Genomic DNA, 10,515 nt, shown 5'->3' with positions numbered 1-10,515 from the left:
GTTGGCGGCCGTTTTCGGAAGGCCATCGTCGTACATGCCGGCTGTCATGGTGTCGCCTCCTGTGCGCGCATTTCGATGCGCTTATTCGAATTATGCGCGCGAGCCTTACACACGACTGACGCCGGCGTTCCAGCCGAATCCGTCAGACGAGATCGTCCAGTTTCACCTCGAAGCCGCGCCTCACGCCCGGACGCGCGAACAACGCTTCATACCAGCGTTTGACGTTAGGGTATTCATCGAGCGAAACCTGATGACGTTCATGCCGCCACGCCCAGCCGAGAATCGCGAAATCCGCGACGGACAATTCGCCCGCGACGTATTCCACCTGCGCGAGGCGCTTGTCGAGCACGCCATACAAACGACGCGTTTCATCGGAATAGCGCTTCAATCCATAGCGCCGATCGCTCTCGGCTTCGACCATGCGAAAGTGGTGCACCTGTCCGGGCATCGGGCCGAAGCCGCCCATTTGCCACATCAGCCATTCGAGCACCGGCACGCGATCGCGCAGGCTCGCGGGCAGGAATTTGCCGGTCTTTTCGCCGAGATAAAGGAGGATCGCGCCGGATTCGAACACGCTGATCGGCTGCCCGTCGGGTCCGTCCGGATCGACGATCGCCGGAATGCGATTGTTCGGGCTGATGCGCAGAAACTCGGGCGCGTGCTGCTCGCCCTTCACGATGTTCACCGTTTTCACGGCGTAAGGCAGTTGCAGTTCCTCCAGCGCGACGCTGATCTTCCGTCCGTTGGGCGTGTTCCATGTATGCAGTTCGATGGTCATGGCGAGGCGTCCCGTTCAGGTCAGTGCGGGCGACACATGACGCGCGAAGCCCGGACGCTGAGTGATGCCCACGTACCAGCGTTCGAGTTCGGCGAGCGAGGGCCGCGCGAGTTCGACGATGCCGAACCAGCGGCGCGCATACGCGGCGATGACGAGATCGGCGAGCGTGAAGGCGTTGCCTTCGAGATAGTCACGGCCTTGCAGATGCGCATCGATTACGCGCCAGAGCTTTTCCACTTCGCTCGCGGCGGCGGCGAGTTGCTTCGCGTCGCGATCCGCGGCGCTCGTGCGGATATAGCCCCAGAAGACCGGACGTTCGGCGGGCTGCAGCGTGGAAAGCGACCAGTCGAGCCAGCGGTCCACGCTCGCGCGCACTTTCGGCTCGGCGGGATAGAGCGTACTTGCGGCGCCGTATTGCATCGCGAGATAGCGGATGATCGAGTTCGACTCCCACAGCACGAAATCGCCGTCGACCAGCGTGGGCACGCGGCCCATCGGGTTCATCGCGAGATAGTCGGGCTCGTTGTTGCGCCCGAATTGCAGGCCCGCGTCGATGCGCTCGTACGCGAGCCCCAGTTCATCGCAGCACCACAGCACTTTCTGCACATTGACCGAGTTGGCTCTGCCCCAGATCGTCAGCATTCGATGTGTTCCTCCGTACTTGTCGAAGGGTCCATCTTAGCCGTGTTTCGCGCTCTAGCTCAGTCGATGTGCGCGCCGAAGCCGATCTTTCCCGCGGCGAGTTCGTCGCGCAGCGTGAGTTGGGGAATCGCGTAGTCGCCGTGATTCTGCTTGCGGAACGCGATGGGCGCGTCGTTCCAGAGGCGATCGAGACGCTGGCCGAGCGCGTCGTATGTGGCTTGCAGACGCGCTTCATCCATGCGATGCGTCTCATAGAGAACGAAAGGCGGCAGCACGTCGAAGCCCGGATAGAACAGCATGCCGTGCTGGATGTGGAAGAGAATATCGTCGATCGGGCCGTTGATGCCACGCTCGCCGTAGTGCGATTCCCATCCGCCCGTCGTGACGACGATCATCGCGCGCTTGCCCGCCATCAGGCCTTCGCCGTAGCGGTCGCCCCAATGCGTGTCCGAATGCTCGCCGACGCCGTAGCCGAAGCCATACGCATAGACCCGCTCGACCCAGCCTTTCATGATCGCGGGCATCGAGAACCACCACATCGGGAATTGCAGGATCAGGGCGTCGGCCCAGCGCAGCTTGTCCTGCTCGATCTCGATGTCGCGGCTTTGCAGGCCGCTTTCGAATGCACGCTTCGAATCGAGACTCGCGTGAAAGGGCGCATCGGCATTGCGCTCGCGCACGTCGTTGGCATCGAGCGGGGCTTTCCAGTTCATCGCGTACAGGTCGGAGACTTGCACGCTGTGGCCGTTCGCGCGCAGACGCTCGACGGTGAAATCGTTGATGGCGCCATTCAGCGAGCGGCGTTCCGGATGGGCATGCACGATCAGCACATTCATGAGGCTTTCTCCAATTCGGTTCAGGAATGGCGCTCAGCTTAGAAGCTCCTCGGGTATATTCGAAATGAATATATGAAATTGCAGGCATTTCAATGACTAATACCTTGAGAAAGCTGGATCTCAACTTGCTGCTCACGCTCGACGTGCTGCTCGCCGAGCAGAACGTCACGCGCGCGGCCGAGCGTCTTCATTTCTCGCAGCCTTCCGTGAGCGTGCATCTTTCGAAGCTGCGCGATATCTTCGGCGATCCTCTGTTGTTGCCCGGTCCGCGCGGCATGCGTCCGACGGCGCGCGCGCAAAGTCTGCGCGAACCATTGCGCGAGGCGCTGGCGTCGCTCGAACGCGCAGTGTTGCCAGAAGCCCCGTTCGATCCCGCCACCGCAGACAACACATGGCGCATCGCCGCCACCGACTACAGCGAATCGACCGTGCTGCTGCCCGCGTTGAGCGGCTTGCGCGCGGCCGCGCCACACACGCGGATCGCGGTGCTGGAATTGCTGCCGCCGCGCCTTGCGAAGCAGGCGGAGAACGGCGAGATCGATCTCGCGTTTCACATCACGTCGCCGGAAACCACCGGCTTTCATCAGCACCTGCTTTTCACGGAAAGCTATGTACTCGTGGGACGCAAGGATCATCCGCGATTGAAGCGCCGACCTACGCTCGCGCAGTACTGCGCATTGGATCATGTGATCGTGTCGCCCGATGGCGGGGGATTCTTCGGGCCGACGGATCAAACGCTCGCGACGCTCGGCATGAAGCGGCATGTGGCGCTCTCCGTGCCGCACTTCCTGTTCGTGCGCTCCGTGCTCGCGACGACCGATCTCGTTTCGATGCAACCGCTCAGGCTGGCGAAGCACTGGCCCGAGTTGCGCATCGTCGCGCCACCCGTCGATGTCCCCGGCTATGAAATGTCGATGTACTGGCACGAACGCGTGCATCGCGATCCGGCGCATCGATGGCTGCGCGAGTTCATTGCGCAAGCTGTTTGAAAGAATCATGGGCGATTGATGACGTTTGCGCATGACCGTCTCTATCGTTATTACTGATTCAGTGCTTGAAAGGCGAGTGCTACTGTTTGTCGGCAAATCCTTAATTGCTGCATGTGTCATGTGTCTGGCTGGCGTCGCTCCACGATCGATTAAAAAGAGGAGACTGATGATGGTTAAGGGCAAGACGTGGCGGGGAATGAGCACCGTCATCGCAACGGGTACGGCGATGGCGGGCTTAAGCTTCGCGGTCGCGGCGCACGCGGCAGGGGAGCCGATCAAGATCGGCGTCATCAGTGAAGAGTCCGCCGTGGCGGGCGCTTCGATCAGCAAGGCCGCGCAACTCGCCGCGGAAGAGATCAACGCGAAGGGCGGCGTGGACGGCCGGCAAATCCAGATCGTCGCGTATGACGACCACTCGTCGGCCTCCGACGGCGTGCGGGCGTTTCAGCGCGCCGCGAGTCAGGACAAAGTGGTCGCGATCATCGGCAGCTATATCAGCGAAGTCGCGCTCGCGATGGAGCCGTGGTCCGCGCGCCTGAAGATGCCTTTCATCACGCCGGGCGCGGCGAGCAATGAAATCTCGAAGCGCGTGCATGACGACTACAACAACTACAAGTACACGTTCCACGGCTGGATGACATCGGCTTTCATCGCGCAGTCGATCTGCGATTTCTCGCATGACGTGCTCGTCGGCGAGTTCAAGATGAAGACGACCGTCGTGATGAGCGAAGACGCCGCGTGGACCAAGCCGCTCGACGAGCGCTACCTCGAATGTCTGCCTAAAGCGGGCCTGCAGGTGCTGGATCACATCCGCTTCAATCCGGACACGTCGGATTTCACGCCGATCTTCAACCAGATCGAAGCGAAGCATCCAGACACGATCACGACCGGCATCAGCCACGTCGGGGTGCAGCCGACCGTGCAATGGCACGATCAGCAAGTGCCGATTCCGATGTCGGGCCAAAGCTCGCAAGCGACGACCACGAGCTTCTGGAAAGACACCAACGGCGCGACCGAAGGCGTCATCACGGCGTCGGCGGCGGCGCCCGGCGTTGCCGTGACGCCGAAGACCGTGCCCTTCGTCGAGTCGTATCAGAAGCACTTTGCCGGCGTGTCGCCCGCATACGACGGCTTCACGAGCTATGACCTCGTGTACATCATCGCGGACGCGATACATCGCAATCAAGGCTCGACCGATCCCGACAAGATGGTCGATGCGCTCGAAAAGACCGACTACGTCGGCACGATCGGACGCTGGCAGTTCTACGGCAAGAACGATCAGTTCACGCATGCGTTGAAGTACGGTGAAGGCTATATCACCGGCATCAACCTGCAATGGCAGAACGGCAAACAAGTGGCGATATGGCCGAAGTCGGTGGCGAACGCGAAGGTCAAATTTCCGGCCTTCGTGAAGGTGCAGGCAGCCGCGAACTAAGCGCGTTTTCGTGTCGTAATGCGCGTGCGCTTTCGAAGGCGCGCGCGCGTTGCGGCGCATGTCGCGGGGACCGGTTCCACGTTGGCATCGACATGGAAATCATAAAGGGCCGCTATGTTGCCACTGCAAATACTCATCGATGGCTTCGCGATCAGTTCGCTCTACGCGCTCGGCGCGATCGGCTTCACGCTTATTTTCGGCGTCTCCGGCGTGCTCAATCTCGCGCATGGCGGCGTGATGCTGATTTCCGCGCTGCTCGGCTGGGCGCTCGCGGGCGAAGCGGGATTGGGCACGTATCTAGGCACGCCGCTCGGCGTGATCTGCGGCATGATCGCCGCGTACGTCACCTATTTCCTGGTGGTGCGGCCCATTCAACGTTCCACCGCCATTCCGCGTGAAGAGAAAGAGATCTTCGTGCTGACCGGCACGTTGCTCTGGGGCATCATGATCCAGCAGGGCATGGCGTATCTCTTCTCCGACAATCCCGTCACGATGCGTCCGCTGATTCCCGGCGTCGCGAGTATCGCGGGCGTGCGCGTGCCGTACAACGAGATCATGATCGCGGTCGTATGCTGGGTCACGATCGGATTGCTGTGGCTCTTCGTCAATCGCACGAAGGCGGGCAAGGCGCTGCTCGCGGCGTCGATGAATCCGCGCGGTCTCACGCTGCTCGGCTTCGAACTCTCGAATATCTATCTGCTCGCGTGGACCATCTACGGCGTGCTCGCGGGCGTCGCGGGCGTGCTGCTTGCATCGTTTCTCGGCGTGAGCACGAACAACACCGGACAACTCACGGCGAGCGCGTTTTCCATCGTCGTGCTGGGCGGCCTCGGCAGCGTGTCGGGTTCGTTGATGGCCGCGTATGTCGTGGGTTATCTGGAAACGATCACCGCTTATCTCATCGCGCCGACGCTGCGGCCGCTGCCCGCGCTGCTGCTGCTCGTGCTCGTCGTGTATGTGCGGCCGCAAGGCTTTCTCGGACGGCGCTAATCATGAAAGAGATCGTTCGCTCGCGTCTGATAGGGTCCGCGGTGTTGCTCGCGATCGTCGCCGCGACGCTGCCGTGGTGGCTCACCGGCTATATCCTCGGCGTGCTGACCGTCGCCTACTACTTCGGCGTCTTCGCGATGTCGTGGGACTTGCTGTTCGGCTTCGCGGGTGAAGTGAACTTCGGGCCGACGTTCCTGATCGGCCTCGGCGCATACTCCGCCGCGATACTGAACGCGCACGCCGCCGCGCCGATACCGATATGCGTGATGGCGGGCGGCCTCGTCGCGCTCGTCGGCGGCTTGCTGCTCGCGGTGCCGGCGTTGCGCCTGCGCGGACCGTACTTCGGTCTCGTCACGCTCGTCGCGGTGTTGTTGCTGCAGAACGCGATCGTGATCTTCGCGGGCATCACGGGCGGCGAGATCGGCATGATGGTGCCCGATGTAATGTCCGTCGACGCGAGCATCAACTACTGGATCGCGCTCGCTTTCCTGATCGGCTGCGCGATCATCCTGTTCGGCTTGTCGCGCTCGGCGATCGGTCTCATTCTGCAGGCGAGCGGCCAGGATACCGTCGGCGCGCAAGCGCTCGGCTTCAACGTCGTGAAGCATAAGCTCGCGGCGTTTTGCATCAGCGCGGTGTTTTCGGGCGTCGCGGGCGCGATGCTCGTGTTCTATCAAGGCACGGCGTCGGTGAGCACGGTGGTCGATATCGGCATCGGCGTGCAGATCATCATCGCGGCGGTGCTCGGCGGGCGGCGCACGATACTCGGCGCGGTGCTCGGCTCGATCTTTCTCATCGTCGCGGGGGAATTCCTGCGTCCGCTCGGGCAGATCAACACGTTCGTGGTCGCGGCTGTCGCGCTCGCGGTCATTCTATTCTTTCCGGATGGATTGCTCGGCAACATCCTGCGTGTGAGGGAGCGCGAATGAGCGATACGCCATTACTCTCGGTGCGCGGCCTCACCAAGCGCTTCGGCGGTCTCGTCGCGGTGAAGGACATCGGCTTCGATATCCGGCCCGGCGAGATACTCGGCCTCATCGGTCCGAACGGTTCCGGCAAGTCCACGGTGATGAAGCTCATCATGGGCATCGAGCGGCCCAACGCGGGGTCGATCAAAGTCGATGACGTGGAGATGGCCGGCTGGCCGCCGCATCGCATCGCGCGCGCGGGCGTGGGCATCGTGTTCCAGCATTCGCGGCCGCTGCATCGGCAGACGGTGCTCGAACACATCAAGCTCGCGCTGTTGCCCGATTCGCTCGTGAAGCTCGCCGCCGATCCGCATGTGAACCGGCGCGCGCGCGAGATCGCGGAGCGCGTGGGGTTGAGCCACGTGATGCATCGTCATCCCGCGACGCTGCCTTTCGCCGATCTGCGCCGCATGGAGATGGCGAAGGCGATCGCGCGCGATCCGCGCGTCGTGCTCGTCGACGAGCCTTTCGCGGGCCTCACCGCCGCCGAGTCGGAAGCGTTCTCCGAATTGATTCGCGGCTTTCGCGCGGAAGGGCGCGCGGTGCTGCTCGTCGATCACAACGTGAAGAGTCTCGCGGCGCTCGCGGATCGCGTGCTCGCGATGTATCTCGGCGAGTACGTGGCAGAAGGCACCGCCGACGAGGTGATGCGCAACGAGACCGTGCGGCGCGTGTATCTCGGCGGCAAGATCGAGGCGCGCGAGCGCGGCGCGGAAGTCGTGAGCGACAAGCCATCGATTCTTCAGGTCGAGAATGTCGGCGTGCTGTACGGCAAGGCGCGCGCGCTCGACAGCGTGAGCATGCACGTGCGCGAAGGCGAGTTCGTATCGGTGGTCGGACTGAACGGCGCGGGCAAGACGACGCTCTTCAACGCGATCTCCGGACTCGTGGCTTATCAGGGAACCATTCGCTACGGCTCGCGGGATCTAAAGGGCATGAGCGGCGCGGCGATCGCGCGCGGCGGCATCGTGCAATGCCCGGAAACGCGCGAACTCTTCGGCGACATGACCGTGCGCGAGAACCTTGATCTCGGCGGCTATCATCTTCCGGACAAGATGCGCGCCGATCAACTCAAGTGGCTCTTCGAACTCTTTCCGATACTCGAATCGCGTCAGGCGCAGACCGCGCGCACGCTGTCGGGCGGCGAGCAGCAGATGCTCGCGATCGCACGCGCGCTGATGATGCAGCCGAAGCTGCTCATCCTCGACGAGCCCACGCTCGGTCTCGCGCCGGTGATTCTTGAGCAATTGTCGAAGGCGATGGAGTTGATGCAGAAGACCACGCCGATTACCGTGCTATTGGGCGAGCAGAACGTCACGTTCGCGCTGCCGCATGCGGATCGCGTGTATGTGCTCGAACATGCGCGCATCGTGTGGGAGGGCAGTCCGTCGCGATTCGAGAAGGAGATGGGAAGAGGCTTCCTCGAAGCGGTGCCGTCCGAGCCAGCGCAAGTCGCGCAAGCGAAGGTATGAAGCGTGCACATGCAACTAAACGCGTATCCGTTGTTGCATAAAACACTACACGTATTGCACCAAATCAGACGTCGCGATAATTGATGTGTTAAAAAACCGCGTGCTTTCATGCGTCACGCGGAAGCTGTTCGCGATCAGACAGCGATCTGAAAGGCGACGCATCGAAGCCCGTAAAAAAACTGCTAACTAATACGCGCTTCCAACACATCATGAAGACAATCACATCGCGTGCCCTCGCGGGCATCGGCGCATCGGTCATGGCGCTCGCGTGTCAATCCGCATTCGCGCAAAGCTCGGTCACGCTCTATGGCGTCGCCGACGTGAGCGTGCGTTATCTCACGAACGCCAATGCCAACAACGACGGCAAGCTGTTCATGACCAACGGCGCGATCACCAACAGCCGTATCGGCTTCAAGGGCACGGAAGATCTCGGCGGCGGCCTGAAGGCGATCTTCCAGTTGGAAAGCGGCGTGGAACTGGAGAACGGCCAGTATTCCGACAGCGCGCGCGCCTTCAACCGCGCGGCCTTCGTCGGTCTGTCGAATCAATATGGCACGGTGACACTCGGCCGTCAGAAGACGCCGCTCTTCGACATGCTCGGCGACACCTACGATCCGCTCACCGTCGGTAATTACTTCGAGAATGCGTGGCTGCCGGTTGCGCTCGGCGCGGGTCTCTATGCGGATAATGCCGTCAAGTACAACGGCACGTTCGCGGGCCTCACGATCGGCGCGATGTACTCGTTCGGCACGAATTATACGTCGACGGGCGCGGGCGGCTTCTCGGGTCAGGTTCCGGGTCACATGGGCGCGGGCAACATGTACGGCTTCACCGCGTCGTATGCAATGGGTCCGCTCTCCATCGGCGGCGGCTATCAGCAGAACAGCGACAACTCCGCGAACAAGCAGAAGATATGGAACGCGAACGCGGTCTATGCAATCGGCGCGGCGAAGCTCTATGTGGGCTATCTGCATTCGACCGATGACACGGGCTTCGTCGATAGCATCCTGCAGCAACGCGGCCTCGTGTCGGGCACCGATATCCTGAAAGGCTCTGGCCGTCGCGACGATGGCCCGTTCGCAGGCGTCACCTATCAGGTCACACCGGCGCTGTTGCTCACGGGCGCGTTCTATTACGACCACATGAAGAACGCGGCCATCGGCGGCGGCGCGACGGGCAGCGGCAATCGCTACACGGGCGTCGCGCTGGCGGAGTATGCGCTGTCGAAACGCACCGAAGTCTACGGCACCGTGGACTTCAACAAGGTGACGGGCGCGGCGGATGTCGAATTGCCGGGCCGCTCGAATCAGACCGGCGTGTCGATCGGCTTGCGCAATATCTTCTGATGTCGCGTCAGCGCACGCGCAAGGTATAGCGCGTGCGCTGGCGATAACTTTCGTCAGGACGCAAGACGGCGCGCTCGCCGTCTTTCATGTTGATCTCGTTCGGGAAGCCACCCGCTTCGAGGCATAACCCCGCATGCTTGCGATAACGCGATCCGCCGCGTGCGGGCACATCTTCCAGATAATTCCCCGAGTAGAACTGCAAGCCGCGTGCATCGGTCGATACGCTCAGCTCGCGTCCGCTCGACGGATCGAACAGCACGGCAACCGTGCGCGGTTCTTTCGCATCGTCGTTCAAGACATAACAATGATCGAAGCCGCCCGCGAGCGCGAGTTGCGGATGTGCCGCATCGAGACGCGCGCCGATCGATGAAGGCGCGCGCAAATCGAACACGCTGTCCTTCGCGCTTTCGCGAGCGACGGGAATCGACGTCGCATCGATTGCGAAGTACGTATCCGATGCAATCGATAACTCGTGATCGCGAATGCTCGCGTCATCGCCCAGATTGAAGTAGGCGTGATTCGTCAGGTTGATGGGCGTCGGCGCATCGGTGTGCGCTTCGTAGTCGATCGATAACGTTCCGCCGTCGTCGAGCGCATAACGCACGGTCACATCCAGATTGCCGGGAAAGCCCGCCGCGCCCGCGGGCGAACGCAGCGTCATGACGAGCGCGCCGTGCGCCGCCTGCGCGCGCCACATCTGCCGATGAAAACCCGCCGAGCCGCCATGCAGATGATTCGCGCCTTCGTTGCGCTCGACCTGATGCGCGAGCTCATCGAGCACGAAGCGCGCGTCGCGGATTCGATTGGCCCAGCGCCCGACGATCGCGCCGATGAACGCGCTGCCGTTCACATAGTCGTCGGGCGTGTCGTGACCGAGCAGGACATCGGCGAAATGTCCCTGTCGATCGGGCGCGAACCATGAAACGAGCGTCGCGCCGAGGTCGCTGATATCGACGCGCATGCCCGATGCATTGCGCAGCGTGTAGAGATTGGCATTGCGCCAGGGGCGCACGTCGATGGAAGAGGGCGTCATGGGCGCGATCATCTCACGATTGAACG

General features: G+C 62.1%; 10 protein-coding genes. 6 read left to right on the top strand and 4 right to left on the bottom strand.

Annotation, left to right across the window (positions count from 1 at the left end; all coding sequences use genetic code 11):
• Positions 1-142: 142 nt before the first annotated feature.
• From AWB82_RS03770 to AWB82_RS03760, 3 genes are read right to left on the bottom strand one after another with little or no spacing between them, the layout of a single operon-like run.
• The gene (locus tag AWB82_RS03770; RefSeq protein ID WP_086965793.1) at positions 143-778 is read right to left on the bottom strand and encodes a glutathione S-transferase family protein; all 636 of its coding nucleotides are present in this window, start codon (positions 776-778) and stop codon (positions 143-145) included.
• A gap of 15 nt (positions 779-793) precedes the next feature.
• Positions 794-1,420: a glutathione S-transferase family protein gene (locus tag AWB82_RS03765; RefSeq protein WP_086965792.1), complete on the bottom strand. Its 627-nt coding sequence runs from the start codon at positions 1,418-1,420 to the stop codon at positions 794-796.
• Between the two features lie 59 nt (positions 1,421-1,479).
• A complete protein-coding gene (locus AWB82_RS03760) occupies positions 1,480-2,256 on the bottom strand; it encodes an NAD(P)H-dependent oxidoreductase (RefSeq protein ID WP_086965791.1) in 777 nt (258 codons plus the stop codon).
• Positions 2,257-2,348: 92 nt separating this feature from the next.
• Here AWB82_RS03760 and AWB82_RS03755 point away from each other — a divergent pair, with 92 nt between their 5' ends.
• The 6 genes from AWB82_RS03755 to AWB82_RS03730 all read left to right on the top strand — a co-directional run bounded on the left by AWB82_RS03755 (position 2,349) and on the right by AWB82_RS03730 (position 9,456).
• On the top strand, positions 2,349-3,245 hold the full coding sequence (locus AWB82_RS03755; protein WP_086965790.1) for a LysR family transcriptional regulator: 897 nt from the start codon (positions 2,349-2,351) through the stop codon (positions 3,243-3,245).
• A gap of 196 nt (positions 3,246-3,441) precedes the next feature.
• Positions 3,442-4,680: an ABC transporter substrate-binding protein gene (locus tag AWB82_RS03750; protein ID WP_235023160.1), complete on the top strand. Its 1,239-nt coding sequence runs from the start codon at positions 3,442-3,444 to the stop codon at positions 4,678-4,680.
• Positions 4,681-4,794: 114 nt separating this feature from the next.
• On the top strand, positions 4,795-5,670 hold the full coding sequence (locus tag AWB82_RS03745) for a branched-chain amino acid ABC transporter permease (protein WP_086965788.1): 876 nt from the start codon (positions 4,795-4,797) through the stop codon (positions 5,668-5,670).
• 2 nt (positions 5,671-5,672) lie between these two features.
• Complete coding sequence (locus tag AWB82_RS03740; protein ID WP_086965787.1) at positions 5,673-6,599, top strand: branched-chain amino acid ABC transporter permease; 927 nt, start codon at positions 5,673-5,675, stop codon at positions 6,597-6,599.
• A complete protein-coding gene (locus AWB82_RS03735; protein WP_086965786.1) occupies positions 6,596-8,110 on the top strand; it encodes an ATP-binding cassette domain-containing protein in 1,515 nt (504 codons plus the stop codon). The genes AWB82_RS03740 and AWB82_RS03735 overlap by 4 nt, the downstream gene beginning before the upstream one ends.
• 209 nt (positions 8,111-8,319) lie before the next feature.
• Positions 8,320-9,456 carry a porin gene (locus AWB82_RS03730; protein WP_086965785.1) on the top strand — a complete coding sequence of 379 codons (1,137 nt, stop codon included), beginning with the start codon at positions 8,320-8,322 and terminating at the stop codon, positions 9,454-9,456.
• Between the two features lie 7 nt (positions 9,457-9,463).
• On the opposite strand, the gene AWB82_RS03725 is transcribed toward AWB82_RS03730, so the two are convergent.
• A complete protein-coding gene (locus AWB82_RS03725; protein ID WP_086965819.1) occupies positions 9,464-10,489 on the bottom strand; it encodes an aldose epimerase family protein in 1,026 nt (341 codons plus the stop codon).
• Positions 10,490-10,515: the final 26 nt, after the last annotated feature.

Origin of the sequence: Caballeronia glebae, from assembly GCF_001545035.1 — a bacterium.
GTDB lineage: Bacteria > Pseudomonadota > Gammaproteobacteria > Burkholderiales > Burkholderiaceae > Caballeronia > Caballeronia glebae.
The sequence above is the reverse complement of the archived record's forward strand: the minus strand, read 5'-3'. Positions and strand labels throughout refer to the sequence as shown.